A 20,281-nucleotide genomic window follows, 5' to 3' on the forward strand; every position below is an offset into this window, starting at 1 on the left:
ACACCATAGGCACTACGCCTTAGACTCTGAGCTACTTTTCTTTACGACCAACAATTGATCAATACGAAACTGATCGATATCGACCACTTCAAATTTGTAGTCCCCCACCATCACAAAATCAGTACGTTTTGGGATTTTTCTCAGCATCGTCATCATAAAGCCAGCGATCGTTTCGTAATTGCCACTTTCAGGCAAGTCGTCGATATCTAGTGCCCGACAAACATCTTCAATCGTCGTCGCACCGTCGATTAACCAAGAATGGTCATCGCGTCTGACGATTTGATCCTCAAGGTAAGGATGAACCATACCATCCATTAATGTACTCAATACATCATTGAGTGTAATGATACCAACCACTAATGCGTACTCATTCATGATCACGGCAAAGTCTTCACGAGTTGCCTTAAATTGTTCCAACATTTCAGACAGCGTGAGCGAGTCTGGTACCACCAAGGCGGTGCGCAAAGACAGCTCCTGTACTTTAGAAAATGCTTGATTGGTGAGTATGCGTTTAAGAATATCTTTGGACTCAACATAGCCAACTACTTTATCGATCTGGCCATCACAAACCAGAAACTTGGTATGTGGATGGTCGGCGATCTTCTGTCTTATGCTTTCTTCGTTATCTTGCAAGCTCAGGTAAACGATGTTGTCACGTTGCGACATGGCCGAAGGCACGGTACGACTCTCTAATTCAAAGACATTACCTATCATGCCGTGTTCGCGGGTTTGCAAGATACCGGCCTCGGCACCGGCATTGACAACGGCGTGAATTTCGTCCGAGGTAATCTGATCATCGCGCTCGGTGGGGATGTTGAATGCTTTGAAAATCAAAATCGATAAACCATTAAAGATCCACACCAAAGGTTTAAACAATTTGACACACAGCAGCACTGGCGACACGACAAACATCGCTACCCGTTCCGGCGCGACCATCGCGAGCTTTTTAGGCATGAGATCTGCAAACAAGATAAAGATAGAAGTAACGAAGATAAATGAGCTTAGAAAACTCAAAGTGTCTATCCAGCTTGCCTCGCCAAATAGCGAATGAAATACTTTGGCAAAGTAAGGTGTCAGCGATTGTTCGCCCAAAATACCGCCTAAAATGGCAATCGCATTTAAGGCAATCTGAACCACCGTAAAAAAATGCCCAGGCTCGAGTTGCAAGGCCAGTACCTTACTAGCGCGCGTGTTGCCATCGGCTTCTAAGATTTGCAGCTTTACTTTTCGAGCCGCTGCCAGAGCGATCTCGGACATAGAAAAGAAGCCGCTAATTGCGACTAGTATTAAGATAACGAAGAGATGATCAAAAAGTGCCATGTTGCTTCCTTTGACATAGTGTTAAGGAACATCATAGCCGAGTGGCCACAAAAAATGAATCAAAGCTGTGCAATTGTGGTGCCGTGCTATGAACCAATTCGAAGTTATAGGCATAGATCTGCTGACTTTACATCGGCACAACTTGCTTGTTTTAGCAATTCAAGTCAGTTGTGAATCAGGCCAGACTGACCTGCGGTCCCTTAAGGATGTGTTCTGCCCACGCTTTGGCGCTGTCAAAATCTTCAAAGATATGTTCCAAACCGATGCGTTGATAGGTTCGTTTGACTATGTCCCGGCCATCAACATCCTTGGCCACGACTATGACGTTGGCTAGGCAGGGAAGGTTGGTACGACTGTGCTGCACTGCTTGCTCGATTCGCTCTATAGCATCGGCAGGGCACAGGATCGATTCGTAAACGGTGGTGATCGCGACATACGGGCGTTCGGTAGAAAATACCACGACTAAATCACGTGCTTGTTGCGCCCAGTAATCGATGAGCTCACGATTCCATGGGCCGGTCACTTCCGTCAGTAATAATTGCCCCTCAGTCCAGACTTTGAACCTGCCATGCGGGCGAAAAACAAAATTCATACAGGTTCCACAAGAATCGGCTTGCATTAATAATATGATTCACATTATAGAAGTAAGTGCGCCAATCTCATAATGCTATACGGATAAATAGTGTTAAATGCCGCGCTTTTTATTACTTAAAACAGAATAAATACGGGTCAATTCATAAGACTAGCTACGCTATGCGCACTCTTATTTCACGCTTTGGGTGCTAATGCGTGCAGTACTCTCACATACGAGACCCCCCGGGCCTTTACATAAAAATGGAATCGCCCTTCGCAAATACGATAGGAGTTCTAGGAATATCGCTAAGTATGACTTTGAACGGGAGGCTGCAAGTCTGTTGGCTAACGTACATTCAGATCGGTGGATTAACGCGCAAACTGCAATTTCACCTTCGACGCATGACTTACCCATCGAGAGAAATACTATGCAATACATACCATCCAAGCTCAAAAATAGCTCGTATAGCACGACCAATCTGGCATTGAAACTTCTTGTAGGAGTCATCATTTACGGCATTTTTATACACAAAATGACCGCAAATGCCAATGCAGAAAATGTCATATTGCAGGCGTCCGGTTTGTCTTACCCGCTTGCATCTCAAGTAGATGCACCGGTCAAAGTATTGTTGGCCAACGAAGACAAAGCTGATCTGCGCAAACTATTGATTAGCAAAACTCACTATCAAGACAGTGAAATCAATCTTGAGATAGGCTTACATCAAATTAGTTTGAATATTGTGAATTCACGTTCAAATGAGATCAGTCGAAAGTTGAGAGCGCAAGATGCAACCTCGATTGCGCTTATCCTGGAACGCGCCATTAAGACTGATCATCAGTTTTCCGATGTCACGGCGATCCACGTTAGCTACGTCAAAGTGAATGGCGATATAACTACGATAGTTCAAGCCTTCGATTTTTATCAAACTTCGGCGGGTGCCTTTATCCGTAATCGAAGCTGATTTATCTCGTAGTCTGACTGCTCAATGTCTTAGTTAAGCGTCATTTAAATCAAAGTACAAAGCACCAATTCAGGCGCAGCATTGACACGCAGTGGTAAATTAGTACAACCGATTCCGCGACTGACGATCAGTTGTCCATTATCTGGAATATCGAACAGGCCATGATGATATTGCTTAGATAAATGACCATGCGGCAGCATGAAAGGCTGACCGTAACTATTGGCGATTTGCCCGCCATGCGTATGTCCAGCAAATGCCACCTCAAATTTTTCGCCGTTTAAAAATAGCAAACCATCCGGTGCATGGGTCAACAACAAACGTATCGATGCGCTGTCTTTGAAAGCCTGTGCAATATCGACTTCACCCGTCCACGGATCATCGGTACCGCATACGGATATCATAGAAAATGGTTCAGGCAATCTCGCATTCTGATTGGTCAAAACCCTCACACCGGCATTGTTAAGTTGTTGACAAAGATAGTCATCGTCCACCCATAAATCGTGATTGCCCAATACCGCGAATTTCCCTAAAGGCGCATGCACATTGGCGATCATAGGAATTAATTTCTCGATGTAGTGCGCTTTGCACGAAATAAAATCACCGCCCAATAACAGTAAGGAAACATCATGCTTAGCAATTGCATCGAAAGCATCGCTAAAAATTTGTGGATGCGTCGTTGGGCCAGCATGAAAGTCACTTAAAAAAGCAATAGTCAAAGGCCTAGGTAGGGCTCGAACTGGTGTGAGCGAAATTATGTATTGAGTGACGGATAATTTGCCATGCAAACCAAGTCGATAGCAACACTTCGCAATCAAACCGCGGCATAGAAAAGTGTCTAGAATAAGCTCGCCCCAATGTCGCCAGAAGTGATTATGTTTGCCGCGTGGGGATGGTATTTTATTTGAACCAGGCATGATTTTTTTGTTTGCGTCTTGCATTGACGTACTTATCTGTGGAGGAGTCTGAATATGAAAATAAAAATCTAAACTAGAATTAGCTGATCCAAATATTCGCTATTCGCGCTACTTCCCAGCGCCACCATTTTTGCTGCATCAATACGAGATAACCACTACCAGCTCGCCCGCCAGCGCTCCTAGCGTAAGTGAAAAGTACCTGTTTTTTTTCGAGATCGATACCCGCCCGAGAAAATGAAAATAAGCCAGTTGTTTTGGGATACCTGCTATAAAACAGTTTCCAGCTTTCTTCAAGCGTTCTTGATTCACTAAAAATATCAAAATAGGTTTGCTGGGACAGCATTGCAAATTTCAATTCACTTCGAACAAAACGTACGGGTATTTCGAAATTACTTTGCTGCTTGTCAGCATGCAATAGATCAGTTATGACATACTCAGTTGCTTCGGGAAGCAGTCTCTTTATTTCTGAAACACTGTTACTTAGGATATGCGGTGATAAGTCGGTTGTTTTCGATCGAATAATGATCGATGCTTGACTGGCATATTCTATGGATAGGTGATTGAGTAATGCCGCGTAAGCCTCTACTTCTTCTCGACGTATTTGTGCGTTCGCGTTTGAAGGTACTACGCAAGTGAAAAACAATATCGTGCAAGAGAGAAGAAGTTGGCTGATTTTGCGCATAATGAATTTTATTAAAAAAATTGCTTAACTTACTTGGTTTCGATATCGCCATTTTCGTCATAGCGCACGTGCTTATCCATGACTCTATCCAGATTTGTATCGATATCACATGACTTCAATTTACCAAGCTCGAAATAACAAATTTTCTTCGGATATCCCGAATAGACGTTGATATACTCGACGCTTGAGACCACGCCGAATTTGTAGTTTGTGATGAAATCAGGAAAACCGTCGCCGTCGGTATCTGTTTTCGCGGAACTTATGTTTCCTTTTTCGAAGGTTGCTCTGGTTTCAAAGACGCCATCGAAATTATCATCATATTCCGAGTATTCCATGAGACCATTTTTGTCAAAATGGGTGATCATGTCGAATTTGTTGTCGAGGTTCCTGTCGACTTCATTGAGCAATGGCAGGCCAATGGCGTTGTAAGTCCATTGATCGTCTAAACGACCATCATAGTTATGATCGGTACCCGCGCTACTGTATGGCGCGCGAAAGAAAATTGAGGTGATGACTACGCCGGAGACTAGTCCTAGAAAAAGTAAGCCGACTGTATTGCCTTGTTGGCGTGGTTTCAATTCGGTTTCTGCAGGATTTGCTTCTTGCAATTGAGTCCATGCATCGATGATGCTTTTTGCTTTGACAAAGTCTGACTCCACCACCAAGAGACGAACTAAATTATGGGCTGGTAAGTCGCCAACGCCGCCTTGTAGATATTCACCTTCAATGAACGCTGGAATATCTTCTTGTTCCAACATGTTTTTCAACATATGCGCTTCTACGCCATTACTTGCCTGATAAATAGTTTGCATATGAATTTGCTTCGGTTGCGTGAATTAAGGCTTAATCAAAACCCAATAATTATATGTGTCAAATCACGTTATCAATTGTTTTCAGAGTAAGTCTTTGATCATCAAACCTACGCTTGGTAAGAATCTCGCATAAGCAAATAGTTATTCTGTAGTTTTGATTTTTGCATGCTTTGGCTATCATCACGTTTTCTAAAGTTAAGACTACGTCCGCACCAACATGAAAATTCGTCATATCGACCTTGATGATAGAAGCATCAATCCTGAGCACGAAGCTCTGGCATTGCCTCCTATAGAGTACGAAGTGACGCACGCGCACGAGCATCCGATTTTGCGGATACTCAGTTTTGCGGTTGTCGCGATTTTGATTGGGCTAGTCGTGTATTTGGCGTTTCGCTTGTTTTTCGGCGGACATCAACAAACTGGTATGGCTTTGATCACGCAGACTCTGCAGGATCCCTTGTTTTGGAGTGCTGTTGGCGTCGGTTTTTTAGCACAAGTGATTGATGGTGCATTGGGCATGGCGTATGGCATTACGTCGAGCAGTTTCTTACTTGCCGCGGGTGCGCCGCCAGCTTTGGCCAGCGGAGCGACGCATTTGGCTGAAGTGTTCACCACCGGAATTTCAGGTGTCGCGCATCTGAAAATGGGCAACGTTAATAAGAAATTATTCTTTGGTTTGTTGGTGCCTGGGATTATCGGTGCACTGGTGGGCACCTATATTTTAAGTACCATCGATGGCAAAGCGCTCAAGCCTTATATCAGCGTGTATTTGTTATTGATGGGAGTCTATGTATTTAGTAAAGCATTTCGCCACATTAAAGCCAAGTCCGACATTGATACCAAGAAAGTGGTTCCACTCGCATTCTTTGGCGGCCTTATGGATACCACTGGCGGTGGTGGTTGGGGACCTATCGTCACGACTTCTTTGGTCGGTTCCGGTCAAGATCCCCGCACAACCATCGGTACAGTGAATTTTGCAGAATTCTTTTTAACCGTCGTGGTCGCTGCGTCTTTCTTTTCGATTTTAGATCACACGGTGTGGATACTGGTCGCCGGCTTAGCCCTGGGCGGCTTAGTTGCTGCACCGTTTGCGGCTTTTGTGACTAAGCATTTGAAAGCAAAGACCTTGCTAATTTTGGTTGGTAGCTTGATCAGTTTGGTCAGTATGTTCAATTTGTATCGGGCATTCTTGAAATAAAATCTTAGCTCAGATCTTCTGAAGAATCATTTGCGCCAATGCTGTTGACAGAAAAAAGGACACAAAGCCTTGTGCCCCTATTCTTATTTAAGCATCTCTTTTTTCAAGCGATCTTCTAGTCGGAGCGCTCCAGCTTGCGCATAATTCACACAAGCCTGCGTATCGACCAGCGGCTTTGCACCATCTAAACGCGTTAACAAATCACTTGCGGTTCCGTGGCCCGTGATCAGGATGTCGCACGGCGTTTTTGCCAGGCGTTCACTGCTTTCCTTGAGTGCGTTTGCTAATGAGCCTGGCGCTGAATAAAGATAGAGGTTGTCAGAGATAGACCCTAAACTATCTGCGAATACGATATTTTTGCAGATACGTTTTTCGCACTCTTGCCAAGTCCAACCAGAACCGCCTGGCGCATGGCCTGCCATAGGGATGTGTTGAATTTGTGTATGGCCGATTTTGATGGCGCTGTTGTCGTCGAATGCATAGACATTGGAGATAGGGGCAAAGCCACCTAATTCTTCAAACTGTGGATCACGGCTGTCGTTTTTACCGGACTTGAGTACGTCGACCACATTGCTCCGACTCAAAACCTTCGCGCCCGTCGCGATTTGCATGCTCGCGACACCGCCCATGTGATCGTGATGTTCATGCGTCAGTAAAATCGTTTTGATATCATTCAAATTGACACCCAGCGAGAGGATATTTTGACGTACAGTAGCAGAGGCTTTTTCTGGTGCGCTATCGATCAGCACATGACCGGCTGGCGTCGCAATTAAGACCACGCTGATCCCACAAGTACCAACGTACCAGGTGTTGCCATATATGTGCCGCGCATAGGTAGGCTCATTCCAATCGTCGAGTGATTTGCAGGCGGTTTGCGCTGATGCAGGCGTTGGCGCGCTTGGCATTTTGATCGAGGTTTTGTTTGCGTTAACTGATTGGGTGAAGCTGAAGAGTACGATACTGGAGGCCAGTAGCAGAGGACGTAGCTTGGTTAGGTTTAAAATTTTTTGTGAGATCATTGGTGTAAAAAAGACGCTAGTGGATAAATATTGTACCTCGCATAAGGCAGTATGCCTGCGACTTTTTGTTCCTTGTAGAGAGATCGCACCTTGCGGAGTTATCAAGTTGAGGTTTCCCCCTTATGACTTTATATGCCTGATCGCCGTTGCTACTTTGTAGCGTCCATAGCTCAGCATGGCATTCAAAAATGGTTCCAAATCGCCTGCATTTTGCGAAATAAAAATCAATTGATAGCAGCCTTCACCTGTCACTTTATAAGCTGATTCAATGCGAGCATCGTTTCTTAAGAAGAGTTCAAATCCAGCAAAATCAGAAGTCTCCATAAATACCGTAATAAAATGGCGTTCTGCATTATCTTGTTTGAGCGTATAGCCAGTGATCAATCCTTGGTCTTCCATTTGCGCTACTCGTGCCGCCACCGCTTGTCCGGTTAAATGCACTTCTTTCCCGATTTGCTGCCACGTCTTGCGGCTATTTTGTTTCAGCTGCTGCAAAATGGCACTATTCATTTTGTCCATTATTTTTAATACTTTCAAGATGTAAGTAAAAGCCTACAAATCCACACAAGATACAATTCTCAATGAGGCTTCGAGTGCCTATCATGTTCACTTTCCAAACACTAAAGAAAGAGTATCATGCGTAAAGCCCTCATCATCATCGACCTGCAAAACGACTACTTCCCAAGCGGAAAATTCCCACTGTGGAATGCAGATAAAACCTTAACACACATTGAATTAGCCATTGCCAATGCGATCAAAAACGGAGTTGAAATTATTCATGTCCAACATATCGCCAATCCGAGCAATGGTATTTCGCCTTTCTTCAATGAGGGAACAGAAGGGGTCAAAATTCATCCGCGTATTTTAGCCGCAGCGCCCGACGCACCGATTGTGATCAAGCGTCACGCAGATAGTTTTTATGACACAGATTTGGAAGCTATTCTGCAAGCACAAGGCGTACAAGAACTGATCATCTGCGGCATGATGACGCAAAACTGTGTTACCCATACTGCCATTTCTAAGGCTGCAGAGAAATACCAAGTTAGCATACTCGCAGACTGCTGCACCACGGTGGATGAAATGATCCATGGTATCGCCCTTCATGCTATTTCTACAAGAGTGGCGCTCAAGCAATCGCTGGAGGTCTTTGAGTGAGTATCAATAGGGAAAACGAGCACATCTGACTCGCCTTCAGAAATTCTGTTGTCGAGAAGCAGCCAGGAGCAACGAGAAAATTTTTCATCGCCAAATTGATTAATTCAATTTGGCACAAGAAACCTGCCCTTTTTATATAGAAAAAACTGTGTTTGTGATATTCGATTTGTTATGAAATACTGAGGAAGCGTGGCTTGAAGTTCCGAACTTATTTCGTGCAAGGGGTAGATCATGAAGGCATCTGTACAACTAGGGCTAAGGAACGGCATGTTAGCTATGCTATTGTTGCTGAGTGCCTGCGGTGGCGGTGGTGGTGGCGCTCCTAGCAGTAGTGTCAGTAGCGGTAGCGGAGTCGATCCTGTGGTGGAATTACCAGGCACCTTGGTCGATACGGTCAGCTATTCGTCGAATGCCGATGCTTCACTGACCTCTGCAGTCGAGGCTACTGCCAACACAACGCACAGTATCACCTTGAACGGTGTAAGCATTCCCTATACCGCAAGAGCCGGTCACTTGACGGCAAAAGCGATAGGGACTGGTCAAGATCAGGCTTCGTTTTTTTATGTTGCCTATACCGCTGATAATCAGTCAGCCACCACACGACCCATCACTTTTTTTTATAACGGTGGACCCGGTTCGGCTAGCGTCTGGTTACATTTAGGCTCCTTTGGTCCGAAACGTCTGGCGACCTTCATGCCGTCCACCTCGTTGCCACGTCCCTTCTCATTAGTGGACAACGCCGAAAGCCTGCTGGATACCAGTGATCTGGTGTTTGTTGATGCTGTTGGTACTGGCCTGTCGCAGGCGATCGCGCCTTTTAGTAATCGTAGTTTTTGGAGTGTGGATGCTGATGCGGCGCTGTTTCGTGATTTTGTGCAGCGTTACATCACCGTCAATGCGCGGCAAGCTTCACCCAAATATTTGTTTGGTGAGTCCTATGGCGGGCCGCGTACTGCCGTGTTGGCGGCCTTACTTGAGAGTGCGGGTGTAAAGCTGACAGGCTTGGTGCTACAGTCGCCGGCAATGGATTACAACAGCAATTGTAGCGTCGTTGGTCAGGCGGTTATAAGTTGTGGCGGTTATTTGCCTAGTTATGCGGCTACTGGGCAGTTTTACCGCTTGACCCGCCCGGTGGTAGATGATGTGAGCGCCTATATGACGCAGATGCGCGACTTCAGTTCACGTCGTTATACGCCTGCAGTGAACGCACTACTTGCAGGTGGTGCCATCCCTGCCGAGTTGCCACCACTGCTCAGCGACTACACAGGCCTGGCGCTCAGACAATGGCAAAGTAGTTTTAATATGCCACCGGGACAATTTCGCAATCAGTTGATTTCCGGCACCTTGCTTGGTCGTTATGATGCGCGCGTCTCAGCGCCATTGGGGAGCGCGTTGGCCAGTGAGGGTGATCCCTCCAGCACCGTGATCAGCGCATCGTTTTCCACTGCCATCAACAACTACCTGCGCGATACGCTGCGTTATCGCAATGCATCGACCTACGTGTTATCGGGCACCGCTGTCGAAAGCTGGGATTTTAGTCATGCGGGCAAGAATCTGCCAGACACGATTCCAGATCTTGGTGCGGCCTTGCAAATGAACCCTCAATTGCGTGTACTGACACTGAACGGATACCATGACTTAGCAACGCCTTTTTACAAAACCGAGCAGGATCTTACGCGTCTGAATCTACCCGGTCGCATCTTGGTACGCAATTATGCGGGTGGGCACATGACCTATCTGGATGACGCCGCCCGTTTGGCGAGCAAGGCTGATCTTCAAGCTTTCTATCGAGGCACTTTAACAGGAGTGCAGACGAGCACGCCAACGACAAACACACCAGCCGCACCACCAAGCTTCGCAGCGACTGTCTTTGACATCCCAGCTTCACCCGAGGCGATGCAAACACCATTACGCGACCCTTGGGTACCGCTAGCGCTACGCCCGCTTTCACCTCCGCCATCGCCTAGTCAAGGTATTGTATTACAACGAGAGATTGAAGCGAGGACCCTTGAGATGCGGATGCGAGATGGATAGTAGTGTGCACCCGGCAAAGCCGTATTGCACTGTCCGACTTAAGATGAAAAACGAAATCGCAGTTTGTATGTAAAACAAAATGGCTTGTCATTTTTTTAAATAACATCAAACCTACGATGTTTGAGGAATGCGCTTACGGTTGTCAATGGAGTTTTTAGGACTAAATAAAGAAAAGAATCTGGTCAAAGCGCACGTATTGAGTTATCAATTGGACTAATTTAGTCAGAAACATGCGCACGGTTCACATACATGCCCGATACACTTCAGCGATAGAGGTTTTTTTAAGACGTGCTTGAAAGACGGCGTTTTCTGAAATCTTTGTCATGCCCTCTTGAGCGGCTACTTTAGATAGTGCGTCGGCTGACATGCCAGCCTGAATCAATTCACGAGTACGGTCGTTCAACACCATAAGTTCATAAATCGCTAGGCGCCCAGAAAAACCAGTTTGGTGACAATGATCGCAGCCACGGCCTTGAAAGAATACTTCATCTTCAGTTAGGCCCAAATTTCCCCGCATTATGGAAGAGATTTTTTCCTCTTGTAAACAATGAGGGCAATTTTTACGCACTAAGCGCTGTGCCAGTATACCTATAACCGAAGCCCGTATCATGTAGGCTTCTACCCCCATCTCCATCAAGCGGACAATGCTGCTGGCAGCGTCATTTGTGTGTAAAGTGCTAAATACTAAATGCCCAGTTAATGCACTTTCGAGCGCGATTTTGCAAGTCTCTACATCACGCATTTCGCCTATCATAATGACATCTGGGTCGTGCCGGAGAATATGTCTGAGGGCTTGGGGAAAGCTAAAATGAATGGCGGGTACTAATTGTATCTGGCGAGTTCCATGCAATTCATACTCAACCGGATCTTCCACAGTGATGACGTTGACTTCTCTTTTTACAACTTCTTGCAAGGCGGCGTAGAGAGTTGTTGATTTGCCTGAGCCAGTAGGCCCTGTGACCAACACAATGCCGTGTGAGCGATCCAATAAATCGTTGAATCGCGCTTCATCCTTCGCGGTGAATCCGATTTGATTAATCGTTCGCAAACCTTGGTTTTTGTTGAGGACGCGGATCACAATACTCTCGCCATACTGCACAGGAATAATTGAAATTCTCAGGTCGATTTTGCTATTTTCATAAAGATAACCAATGCGTCCATCTTGTGGTTGACGGCGTTCTGCTATGTTGAGTCGGGCGAGAATTTTGATACGTCCAACCACTGCCGGTAACAGGCTCCTCGGATACTCTTTGATTTTCTGCAGACTACCATCAATGCGATAGAGCAGATCAAAGTAGTCAGGCTCCGGGCGAATATGGATGTCGGAAGCGTTTCGTAACACGGCTGTTTGCAAAATCGATTCCACCAACTTAACGATAGGCTGTTGTTTTGCCATAAATTCGGCATCTTGTGACGCCTGTTGATCTTGATCATCAGTTTCTAAAGTGCGTTCGAATTGCTCTAAACCTTCTTCCTGTTCTTGAATTGAATAGTTTTCACTCAATGCCAATCTTATCGCTTTCTCATCCGCAACGACATTGATGATTTTTTTCTGGCAGACAAAGCGGAGAAACTCATGGGCTTGCTGTGACAATAGAGACGCCGTAGCAAGCACCAAATTATCCATGTGTAGCATGATGGGCAATGCTTGAAAGCGTTGCGCAATTTCGGCTGGCAACATCGAAAGCGCTTGAGAATCTAGTTTAAAATTGTCGAGCTTTAAGCTTGGAACTTCGAGTTGACTTAATAGTGCATGATTGAGAGCTGATGCCGTCAAAGCACCCATATCAACTAGTACTTCACCGAGTTTTTTTCCACCGCCACGATGCACTATTTTTAAGGACTCTCGTAGTGCTTCAGCACTGACTAGATCTTCTCGTAACAAATACTGACCGAGTTGCTCGTGCACGAGATTTGACTGCAAGTTCAAGTATTTGGTTAATTCGGTCGTATTGTGTGCAATAGGTTGACTTGCATGGTGAGTAGTCGGCATGTTTCACTCAATGAATAAGGGTCGATAAACCTCAATATTAAGCGATGTCAATCAAGCTACCTTGTGTAAGGTCAATGAATCTTTTGACTCACGTTAGCTTTGCTTTCGGCGTTCTCGCTTTTTAGCCGTTCATCGGGCCGAATTGCGGCAGTGTGAGCATAACGTGTAAATGCTTAATCGTCGACTAGGGTCTTTGCACAGTCTAAACGTGCTAACAAATCACTTGCTGTTTCGTGACCTGCAATCATAATATTGCAAGCGTTTTTTGCCACTCGTCGACTACTTTCTCGGAGTGCATTAGCTAATGAGTCTGGCGCTGAATAAGGGTAGATGTTGTAAGAGATAGACCCTAAGCGATCTGCAAACACGATATTTTTGCAGTTACGGTTGAAAGCGGTGAAAAGAATATAGGGCAGGGCGAGAGGTGCTTATCGACAAGTTAACCAATCAGCTTGGGCACAAAGAGCGTGCCCGCCCTAGAAGCTTAGTATTGCTTTTAATGCGCCTCTTCCCAATTCAACCCAACCCCAACTTCAGCCAACAAAGGCACCTTCAACTCAGCCACCCCAGCCATCAATTCAGGCAGTTTACGCTTCACCAATTCCAATTCCTCAGGTACCACCTCCAACACCAGTTCATCATGCACTTGCATAATCATTTTGGATTTCAACTGATCTGCCTCTAACCAATTCTGCACCGCAATCATCGCGAGCTTAATCAAATCTGCAGCCGTACCCTGCATAGGCGCATTAATCGCGGCACGTTCTGCACCTTGGCGGCGTGGGCCGTTGGGGCTGTTGATTTCTGGTAGCCAGAGGCGGCGGCCAAAGACGGTTTCTACGTAGCCGTGCGCTTTTGCGTGGAGTCGGGTGTCGGCCATGTATTGAGCGACGCCGGGATAGCGTTGGAAATATTTGTCTATGTAACTTTGTGCTGCGCTGCGCTCTATGCCTAGATTACCTGCTAAGCCGAATGCGCTCATGCCGTAGATCAGACCAAAGTTAATCACCTTGGCGTAACGTCTTTGTTCGCTGGTGACTTCTGGTAATTCGACGCCGAAAATCTCGGAGGCGGTGGCGCGGTGTACGTCTTCGCCGTCGGCGAATGCTTTCAATAAACTCGCGTCGCCGGAGATGTGCGCCATGATGCGTAATTCGATTTGGGAATAGTCTGCTGACACGATGCTATTGCCCGGTGCGGCGACGAAAGCTTCACGGATGCGGCGACCTTCGGCGGTGCGGACTGGGATGTTTTGCAGATTAGGATCATTCGATGCCAAACGACCCGTGACGGCAACGGCTTGCGCGTAGTTGGTGTGCACACGACCCGTTTCGCTATTGACCATCTTCGGCAATTTATCGGTATAAGTCGATTTGAGTTTGGCTAGGCCGCGATATTCCAACAGGACTTTCGGCAACGGATAATCTTCCGCCAGTTTTTGCAAAACTTCTTCGTCAGTCGATGGTGCGCCGGATGGTGTTTTTTTGACGACGGGCAGACCGAGTTTTCCGAAGAAAATTTCGCCTAACTGCTTTGGTGAATTCAGGTTGAATGGCTGCTCAGCCAACTCGTAAGCTTTTTGTTCTAGCTCCAAAAGGCGCGTTCCAATTTCGTTGGATTGCGTCGCTAATAAAGCGCGGTTAATCAGTACGCCGTTACGTTCTATTTTTTGCAAAACGACAGACGTTGGCAATTCGACTTTGTCGTAAATGAAACGCAGTTTGTCGTAAGGCTCGACTTGCGGCCACATCGCTTGATGCAATTGTAAAGTGATGTCGGCGTCTTCAGCCGCATAAGCAGTGGCGCGTTCCAGATCGACTTGGTCGAAACAAATTTGCGAAGCGCCTTTGCCGCAGACTTCTTCAAAGCTGATGGTCTTACGCTCTAAATGGCGCATCGCTAAGCTATCCATGTCGTGCGATTTGTGTGATTCGAACACATAAGATTGCAGCAAGGTGTCGTGCAAAATGCCGCGCAGATGGATACCGTGATTGGCAAAAATGTGCGTGTCGTATTTGAGATTTTGTCCGACCTTCGCCTTACTGGAATCTTCCAACCATGACTTCATTTTGGCGAGCACCAATTCTCGATTCAGTTGTTCTGGTGCGCCCGGATAATTGTGTGCCAACGGAATATAAGCTGCTATCCCTGCTTCGCAACATAAGGAGATGCCGACCATTTGCGCGTTCATCGGTTCTAGCGACGTGGTTTCCGTATCGACTGAGGTGAGGGCAGCCTGATTGATTTTGTCAAACCACGCATCGAGTTGCGCTTCGGTCAGAATCATTTCGTAATGCGTGACGGCAGGTGCGGCTGGGATTGCTGCTGGCGTATTATTAGCGAAAGAATTGTTTGAAGCATCATCGCCAAATAATCCGCCTTGTGCTGACGCTGTTTTGGCAGGTGCAGAACCTGCGACCGGATCAACACCAAACTCACGCAATAAACTTTTGAAGCCTTGATGCTGCAAAAAAGCGATCATTTCCTCACGATTTTCTTCTTTGGCTTTGAGGGACTCATCGATAGAAATATGGTGACCTGCCAGATCGCAATCGGTCTTTACGGTGATCAAGACTCGGCCTTGTGGTAGCCAGGCTAAAGCCGCTCGCAGATTGTCACCGACTACACCTTTGATCTTGTCGGCATTGGCGATCACGCCATCTAAGCTATCGTATTCGGTCAACCATTTAACGGCAGTTTTCGGGCCACACTTGCTCACGCCGGGGACGTTATCGACGGTGTCACCAATCAATGTCAAATAGTCAATGATTAGATTCGGTGGCACACCAAACTTGGCGAGCACACCTGCTTCATCTAATTTCTCATTATTCATGGTGTTGATCAACATGACGTTCGCATTGACCAATTGCGCCAGATCTTTATCTCCTGTGGAGACGATGGTGTTCATGCCACGTGCCGTGGCTTCGACTGCCAAGGTACCAATTACATCATCTGCTTCGACGCCCTCCACCATCAAAATAGGCCAGCCCATTGCCGCCACTGCTTGATGGATAGGTTCTATCTGTAAGCGTAAATCATCTGGCATCGGCGCGCGCTGTGCTTTATATTCTGGATAGAGATCGTCGCGGAAAGTCTTGCCCTTGGCATCAAACACACAAGCGATGTAAGCTGCGGGATAATCTTGGCGCAGGCGACGCATCATATTGACCATGCCGTGAATGGCGCCAGTCGGTTCGCCACGCATATTGCGCAAATCGGGTAGGGCGTGGAAAGCGCGGTATAAATAGCTGGAGCCGTCGACTAATAACAGAGTTTTTTGCATAGGGATCTTGGAAATGAATGACAGCAGAAAAAGAATTCTTAAATTGCGCCAGATTGCAGATAAAGACAAGGCAACTGCCCTTAAAGCACGCGAATCGTGGCATATGTTCACAATTATGGCAGAGTTTATCGAATCTACCGAACGCCTCTCGGCACTGGGGCCTGCGGTAACGATCTTTGGTTCTGCCAGAATTAAACCAGAAAACTCTTACTATCAAAACTGTGTCGACGTCGCTAGACGCTTGTCAGATGAGGGTTTTGCAGTCATTTCTGGGGGCGGACCAGGCATTATGGAGGCGGCAAACCGTGGTGCATTTGATGGCACGTCGGCCTCGGTGGGCTTGAATATTGAGTTACCACACGAACAAAAGACCAACCCTTGGCAGAATATTTCTTTGAATTTTCGTCATTTCTTCGCGCGCAAGGTGTCATTCGTCAAATACGCTGATGCCTACGTTATTTTCCCCGGTGGTTTTGGTACCCTGGATGAATTGATGGAAGTATTAACTTTGATGCAAACCGGTAAAACCAAACGGATTCCGGTGATCTTGGTCGGGACTAGTTTTTGGCAAGGATTTTTGGATTGGATTCGAACTCAGTTGGCGGGAATGGGACTGATCGAAGATAAAGACTTAGATTTGGTACAGATTATTGATGAGCCTGCCAATGTGGTTGACGCCATTTTTGCGTTTTACGAGGCACATGATATTGAGCCGTCAGACGAAGAACGCGCACGTATGCTGTATTTGTAGTGTTTTGGCTTTTGTTTTTGCCCCGAATTGAGTACGGGGATATTCTTTATAGCTCGCCGTTTTCCCGTAAAATGCCAGCTCACTTCTTTGTTATTGGATAACACTATGCGTTTTTCTTTCTATCGCCGTGCCACCTTGGTCACGCTCGCCTCTGCAATTTGCACTTTATGTTTAAGTAGTGGCATCGCGAATGCGCAGCAAGTCCTGCGTGTGTCTGCCATTCCCGACGAAGCACCGACCGAATTGCAACGTAAATTTAAACCGCTCGGCGACTATTTAGAAAAAAAGCTGGGAATGAAAGTCGAGTTCACACCAGTGACTGATTATGCGGCATCGGTTGAAGGTCTTATCAAAGGCAAACTCGATATGGTCTGGTTTGGTGGTTTTACGTTTGTACAAGCGAAAATTCGCAGTAAAAATCAGGTCATTCCCTTGGTGCAGCGCGAGGAAGACGAGAAATTCAAATCAGTTTTTATTACGACAAATCCGGCTATCAATAAATTGGAAGACTTAAAAGCGAAGACCTTTAGTTTTGGCTCTGAATCTTCGACCTCAGGTCACTTGATGCCGCGTTCTTTTTTATTAAATGCCAAAGTTAATCCTGATACGGATATGAAACGTATCGCGTTTTCAGGTGCTCACGATGCCACGGTGGCAGCCGTAGCGGGCGGTAAGGTTGATGCCGGTGCTTTGAATATTTCAGTCTGGGAAAAATTAGTTAGTCAAAACAAAGTCGATCCTAAGCAGGTGCGTGTGTTCTACACCACGCCCGGCTATTTTGATTATAACTGGACTGTCCGTAGTGATATGCCAGCTGATTTGCGCAAGAAAATCACTGATGCGTTCTTGGCGTTAGATAGTAATAATCCGAAAGACAAAGAGATTTTGGATTTGCAAAGAACTGCACGATTTATCCCGACTAAGGCTGATAATTACGACGCGATTGAAGCGGCCGCACAGCAAGCTGGATTGTTGAAGTAATGCCCGATTCGGTATCGGCACAAAACACGCCTGTGGTGCTGAAGTTAGCGAATCTCTCCGTGCGTCATTTGGCAGCTGCAACAACGACAGCACCCGCTTTGAAGTCCATCACACTGAGCGTCAAAGCGGGTGAGCAGATTGCGATTATCGGACCCTCGGGAGCTGGCAAAACGACTTTGTTGCACACCATGGCGGCGGCTATACAGCCTTGTGACGGTGAACTTGAATTCTTGGGTAAAGCGATGTGGCAGTTATCACATAGCGAGCGACATAGAATGCGTCGCCAGTTATTTTTGGCACCACAGACGCCGCCATTGCCAAGCCGCCAGCGAGTCGTGACTGCGGTGTTGGCAGGGCGCTTGCCAACCTGGAGTCTGTGGCAAGCCATCCGAAATCTGATTAAACCGGTTGATCCCCCTTTGGCCTGGCATGCTTTGTCGCGCTTTCAATTGCAAGATAAATTGTATGCACGCGTTGATCGCTTGTCTGGCGGTGAACGACAGCGTTGTGCTTTGGCGCGTTTGCTGGTATCTGACGCGACATTATTGATCGTTGATGAACCCTTATCCGCATTAGATCCAAGTCTTGCGCTGCAAACCTTGCAGGTTTTACAGCAAGAAGCGCGGCAAGCGCAGGCTGTCTTGGTTTGTAGTTTGCATCAAGTCGAATTGGCGCGTGCGCATTTCCAGCGCATCATTGGTTTGCGTGATGGAGAGCTGATGTTTGATACGGGCGATGGCAAGCCCTTAACGGATGCAATGATCGCGGCCTTGTATGAAAGTGAAAGTAGTGTGGAATTGTCCAATCGGCGATCTGACCAGGTTGAACAATTTACGGTTAATGAAAATACGGCGGCGGTCGATCAAATAAGGTGTTTTTGATGCCGCTGCTTATGCTTTCGAAAAAGCCACGTGAATCTATAGACTTGCATATCTCAGTTGATCCAGCGTGGCGAATGCGCATTGGATTCGCGATCGTGGCAATGGTATTGTTATGGCCGATGTTGGTGTATTCAGAATTTCAACCATGGATACTCATCGATCAGCAAAGTTTGTCAGCGAGCTGGCGCTTTGTGCTGAATTTTTTTCCACCTGAGCTTTCCGCTGATTTTTTAAAAATTGTTTTAGTAGCGACCTGGCAGACGATTGCAATTGCCACGGCAGGTTTGGTCTTGGCTTTGGTGTTAGCGATTCCTGCCGCCTTGATCATCTCTGAACACTTATCGATCTCTCGTATCGGCCGCTCGAAGATGCGAATTTCCTCCCGCCTGTTGCGTCAATTACTGCGTTGGATCTTGGTCTTATTACGCAGTGTGCCGGAATTGGTCTGGGCTTTACTGTTTGTGCGCATCGTTGGCTTAGGAGCGACGGCTGGTGTACTGGCAATCGCCCTGACTTATGCAGGTATGCTAGGCAAAGTCTACGCCGAGATTTTGGAAAGTAGCGACTCACATGCAACGGATAGCCTATTGCGTAACGGCAGTAGCCGTTTATCTGCATTCTTGTTCGGCGGCTTGCCTAATGCTTTGCCTGAATTATTGTCGTACACGATTTATCGTTGGGAATGCGCAATTCGCGGCTCAGTTGTTATGGGCTTTGTTGGCGCAGGTGGATTGGGGCAACGTATGGATGAATCATTGAAGATGCTGGCAGGTGCCGAAGTGTCGACCATCTTATGTGTCTTTATTGTCTTGGTCGCTGCAGCTGATATGCTCAGTTATTTAGCGAGAAAGAGTCTGAACAAATGAAGACGTTCTCGACCTCAGAAAACAGCTTGATGCCTACAGCGCCAGTTCTGTGGACGGCGTCTCGTTGCATCATAGCCTGCTTGATTATGGCGTTAGTCATAGCGAGCTTTTGGAGTTTGCAGTTGGAGTGGCGTGCTTTGCTGACGCAAGATGCCTTAAGCAATGCCAGTGAATTCCTAAGTGGATTTGCACCGCCGGATCTGAGCGCGACGATGCTGAAAAAAGTAGGACATGCAGCGCTAGAAACCTTATCGATGTCGGCACTGGGAACTTTGATTGCTGCAATTTTGGGGATATTGTTAGCTTTGCCGGCAAGTGGGCGATTTGGGCGTATGCCTAAAGTTTTTACGGGATTGTTATTGAATGTGGCAAGGGCGATTCCTGAATTGGTGTGGGCATCGATGATGTTAATTGCGGCTGGCTTGGGACCGTTTGCCGGAACTATCGCCTTAGCGGCGCATACGACAGGCGTGTTTGGTCGCCTTTTTGCTGAAAGCTTGGAAAACATCAATCCCGAGATCGAAGCGAGCCTGCGGATCAATGGGGCTTCCGCGACGGGTGCATTTCTCTATAGTCGCCTGCCGCAAGCGTTGCCTCAGATGCTGTCATATACTCTCTATCGTTGGGAGAACAATATTCGTGCTGCAGCGATTTTGGGGGTGGTCGGTGCGGGTGGCTTAGGGCAAATGATGAAATATCACCTTTCACTTTTTCAAATGGCTAGCGCGGCTACGGTAATCATAGCGATGTTAATTTTGGTCGCTGCGGTGGATGCTTTGAGTTTCGCTTTGCGGCGATGGTTAGTTCGTTAGTTCGCTGAAAGAAAAGTAGAAAGAGAAGCAGAAAAGAATTTCGCC

At 46.7% G+C, this 20,281-nt stretch carries 18 protein-coding genes; 9 read left to right on the plus strand and 9 right to left on the minus strand.

Annotated features, from left to right (window positions below; all coding sequences use genetic code 11):
* Positions 1 to 12 precede the first annotated feature (12 nt).
* Both ACO0KZ_RS12935 and ACO0KZ_RS12940 read right to left on the minus strand, forming a co-directional pair.
* Positions 13 to 1,320: a hemolysin family protein gene (locus ACO0KZ_RS12935; RefSeq protein WP_422995791.1), complete on the minus strand. Its 1,308-nt coding sequence runs from the start codon at positions 1,318 to 1,320 to the stop codon at positions 13 to 15.
* Positions 1,321 to 1,495: 175 nt separating this feature from the next.
* Entirely contained in the window at positions 1,496 to 1,912 is a 417-nt protein-coding gene (locus ACO0KZ_RS12940; protein ID WP_422995793.1) for a hypothetical protein, read from the minus strand.
* A 409-nt stretch (positions 1,913 to 2,321) separates the two neighbouring features.
* Between ACO0KZ_RS12940 and ACO0KZ_RS12945 the strand changes: the two genes are divergently transcribed.
* Complete coding sequence (locus tag ACO0KZ_RS12945; protein ID WP_422995795.1) at positions 2,322 to 2,855, plus strand: hypothetical protein; 534 nt, start codon at positions 2,322 to 2,324, stop codon at positions 2,853 to 2,855.
* 44 nt (positions 2,856 to 2,899) lie between these two features.
* Here ACO0KZ_RS12945 and ACO0KZ_RS12950 read toward each other — a convergent pair whose 3' ends face one another.
* The 3 genes from ACO0KZ_RS12950 to ACO0KZ_RS12960 form a co-directional block, all read right to left on the minus strand.
* The gene (locus ACO0KZ_RS12950) at positions 2,900 to 3,769 is read right to left on the minus strand and encodes a metallophosphoesterase (RefSeq protein ID WP_422995797.1); all 870 of its coding nucleotides are present in this window, start codon (positions 3,767 to 3,769) and stop codon (positions 2,900 to 2,902) included.
* Positions 3,770 to 3,848: 79 nt separating this feature from the next.
* Positions 3,849 to 4,451 carry a hypothetical protein gene (locus ACO0KZ_RS12955; RefSeq protein ID WP_422995799.1) on the minus strand — a complete coding sequence of 201 codons (603 nt, stop codon included), beginning with the start codon at positions 4,449 to 4,451 and terminating at the stop codon, positions 3,849 to 3,851.
* A gap of 29 nt (positions 4,452 to 4,480) precedes the next feature.
* Positions 4,481 to 5,263 (minus strand): DUF2007 domain-containing protein, encoded by a 783-nt coding sequence (locus ACO0KZ_RS12960; RefSeq protein ID WP_422995801.1) that lies wholly within the window; start codon positions 5,261 to 5,263, stop codon positions 4,481 to 4,483.
* Positions 5,264 to 5,480: 217 nt separating this feature from the next.
* On the opposite strand from ACO0KZ_RS12960, the gene ACO0KZ_RS12965 reads away from it, so the two are divergent.
* On the plus strand, positions 5,481 to 6,461 hold the full coding sequence (locus tag ACO0KZ_RS12965) for a sulfite exporter TauE/SafE family protein (RefSeq protein ID WP_422995803.1): 981 nt from the start codon (positions 5,481 to 5,483) through the stop codon (positions 6,459 to 6,461).
* An 83-nt stretch (positions 6,462 to 6,544) separates the two neighbouring features.
* Here the strand turns inward: ACO0KZ_RS12965 and bla are convergent, their stop codons facing one another.
* Together bla and ACO0KZ_RS12975 are read right to left on the minus strand one after the other, a co-directional pair.
* The gene (bla, locus tag ACO0KZ_RS12970; RefSeq protein WP_422995805.1) at positions 6,545 to 7,366 is read right to left on the minus strand and encodes a subclass B3 metallo-beta-lactamase; all 822 of its coding nucleotides are present in this window, start codon (positions 7,364 to 7,366) and stop codon (positions 6,545 to 6,547) included.
* A gap of 234 nt (positions 7,367 to 7,600) precedes the next feature.
* Positions 7,601 to 7,990, minus strand: a complete 390-nt coding sequence (locus ACO0KZ_RS12975; RefSeq protein ID WP_422995807.1) for an Lrp/AsnC family transcriptional regulator — start codon at positions 7,988 to 7,990, stop codon at positions 7,601 to 7,603.
* Between the two features lie 126 nt (positions 7,991 to 8,116).
* Here ACO0KZ_RS12975 and ACO0KZ_RS12980 point away from each other — a divergent pair, with 126 nt between their 5' ends.
* Both ACO0KZ_RS12980 and ACO0KZ_RS12985 read left to right on the plus strand, forming a co-directional pair.
* Positions 8,117 to 8,635: a cysteine hydrolase family protein gene (locus tag ACO0KZ_RS12980; RefSeq protein ID WP_422995809.1), complete on the plus strand. Its 519-nt coding sequence runs from the start codon at positions 8,117 to 8,119 to the stop codon at positions 8,633 to 8,635.
* A gap of 231 nt (positions 8,636 to 8,866) precedes the next feature.
* On the plus strand, positions 8,867 to 10,669 hold the full coding sequence (locus ACO0KZ_RS12985) for a S10 family peptidase (RefSeq protein ID WP_422995811.1): 1,803 nt from the start codon (positions 8,867 to 8,869) through the stop codon (positions 10,667 to 10,669).
* Positions 10,670 to 10,910: 241 nt separating this feature from the next.
* Here the strand turns inward: ACO0KZ_RS12985 and ACO0KZ_RS12990 are convergent, their stop codons facing one another.
* Both ACO0KZ_RS12990 and polA read right to left on the minus strand, forming a co-directional pair.
* On the minus strand, positions 10,911 to 12,662 hold the full coding sequence (locus tag ACO0KZ_RS12990) for a GspE/PulE family protein (protein ID WP_422995813.1): 1,752 nt from the start codon (positions 12,660 to 12,662) through the stop codon (positions 10,911 to 10,913).
* Positions 12,663 to 13,158: 496 nt separating this feature from the next.
* Positions 13,159 to 15,945 (minus strand): DNA polymerase I, encoded by a 2,787-nt coding sequence (gene polA / locus ACO0KZ_RS12995; protein WP_422995815.1) that lies wholly within the window; start codon positions 15,943 to 15,945, stop codon positions 13,159 to 13,161.
* 13 nt (positions 15,946 to 15,958) lie between these two features.
* On the opposite strand from polA, the gene ACO0KZ_RS13000 reads away from it, so the two are divergent.
* The 5 genes from ACO0KZ_RS13000 (at position 15,959) to phnE (ending at position 20,236) form a co-directional block, all read left to right on the plus strand.
* The gene (locus ACO0KZ_RS13000) at positions 15,959 to 16,696 is read left to right on the plus strand and encodes a TIGR00730 family Rossman fold protein (protein WP_422995817.1); all 738 of its coding nucleotides are present in this window, start codon (positions 15,959 to 15,961) and stop codon (positions 16,694 to 16,696) included.
* 105 nt (positions 16,697 to 16,801) lie between these two features.
* Positions 16,802 to 17,677 (plus strand): putative selenate ABC transporter substrate-binding protein, encoded by an 876-nt coding sequence (locus ACO0KZ_RS13005; RefSeq protein WP_422995819.1) that lies wholly within the window; start codon positions 16,802 to 16,804, stop codon positions 17,675 to 17,677.
* Complete coding sequence (locus ACO0KZ_RS13010) at positions 17,677 to 18,558, plus strand: phosphonate ABC transporter ATP-binding protein (RefSeq protein WP_422995821.1); 882 nt, start codon at positions 17,677 to 17,679, stop codon at positions 18,556 to 18,558. Before ACO0KZ_RS13005 ends, ACO0KZ_RS13010 begins: the two co-directional genes overlap by 1 nt.
* 11 nt (positions 18,559 to 18,569) lie before the next feature.
* Entirely contained in the window at positions 18,570 to 19,424 is an 855-nt protein-coding gene (locus ACO0KZ_RS13015) for a PhnE/PtxC family ABC transporter permease (protein ID WP_422995823.1), read from the plus strand.
* Positions 19,421 to 20,236, plus strand: a complete 816-nt coding sequence (gene phnE, locus ACO0KZ_RS13020; protein WP_422995825.1) for a phosphonate ABC transporter, permease protein PhnE — start codon at positions 19,421 to 19,423, stop codon at positions 20,234 to 20,236. The genes ACO0KZ_RS13015 and phnE overlap by 4 nt, the downstream gene beginning before the upstream one ends.
* Positions 20,237 to 20,281: the final 45 nt, after the last annotated feature.

This window comes from Undibacterium sp. Di24W (genome assembly GCF_049340325.1).
Lineage (GTDB): Bacteria > Pseudomonadota > Gammaproteobacteria > Burkholderiales > Burkholderiaceae_D > Undibacterium.

Bases quoted from the DNA above. Each gene is read 5' to 3' on its own strand.
- bla (WP_422995805.1), bottom strand. From the start codon at position 7,366: ATGCCAAGCGCGCCAACGCCTGCATCAGCGCAAACCGCCTGCAAATCA.
- ACO0KZ_RS12950 (WP_422995797.1), bottom strand. From the start codon at position 3,769: ATGCCTGGTTCAAATAAAATACCATCCCCACGCGGCAAACATAATCAC.
- ACO0KZ_RS12960 (WP_422995801.1), bottom strand. From the start codon at position 5,263: ATGCAAACTATTTATCAGGCAAGTAATGGCGTAGAAGCGCATATGTTG.
- ACO0KZ_RS12985 (WP_422995811.1), top strand. From the start codon at position 8,867: ATGAAGGCATCTGTACAACTAGGGCTAAGGAACGGCATGTTAGCTATG.
- ACO0KZ_RS12990 (WP_422995813.1), bottom strand. From the start codon at position 12,662: ATGCCGACTACTCACCATGCAAGTCAACCTATTGCACACAATACGACC.
- ACO0KZ_RS13015 (WP_422995823.1), top strand. From the start codon at position 18,570: ATGCTTTCGAAAAAGCCACGTGAATCTATAGACTTGCATATCTCAGTT.
- phnE (WP_422995825.1), top strand. From the start codon at position 19,421: ATGAAGACGTTCTCGACCTCAGAAAACAGCTTGATGCCTACAGCGCCA.
- ACO0KZ_RS12940 (WP_422995793.1), bottom strand. From the start codon at position 1,912: ATGAATTTTGTTTTTCGCCCGCATGGCAGGTTCAAAGTCTGGACTGAG.
- ACO0KZ_RS13010 (WP_422995821.1), top strand. From the start codon at position 17,677: ATGCCCGATTCGGTATCGGCACAAAACACGCCTGTGGTGCTGAAGTTA.
- ACO0KZ_RS12945 (WP_422995795.1), top strand. From the start codon at position 2,322: ATGCAATACATACCATCCAAGCTCAAAAATAGCTCGTATAGCACGACC.
- ACO0KZ_RS12965 (WP_422995803.1), top strand. From the start codon at position 5,481: ATGAAAATTCGTCATATCGACCTTGATGATAGAAGCATCAATCCTGAG.
- ACO0KZ_RS13005 (WP_422995819.1), top strand. From the start codon at position 16,802: ATGCGTTTTTCTTTCTATCGCCGTGCCACCTTGGTCACGCTCGCCTCT.
- ACO0KZ_RS12935 (WP_422995791.1), bottom strand. From the start codon at position 1,320: ATGGCACTTTTTGATCATCTCTTCGTTATCTTAATACTAGTCGCAATT.
- ACO0KZ_RS12975 (WP_422995807.1), bottom strand. From the start codon at position 7,990: ATGAATAGTGCCATTTTGCAGCAGCTGAAACAAAATAGCCGCAAGACG.
- polA (WP_422995815.1), bottom strand. From the start codon at position 15,945: ATGCAAAAAACTCTGTTATTAGTCGACGGCTCCAGCTATTTATACCGC.
- ACO0KZ_RS12955 (WP_422995799.1), bottom strand. From the start codon at position 4,451: ATGCGCAAAATCAGCCAACTTCTTCTCTCTTGCACGATATTGTTTTTC.
- ACO0KZ_RS13000 (WP_422995817.1), top strand. From the start codon at position 15,959: ATGAATGACAGCAGAAAAAGAATTCTTAAATTGCGCCAGATTGCAGAT.
- ACO0KZ_RS12980 (WP_422995809.1), top strand. From the start codon at position 8,117: ATGCGTAAAGCCCTCATCATCATCGACCTGCAAAACGACTACTTCCCA.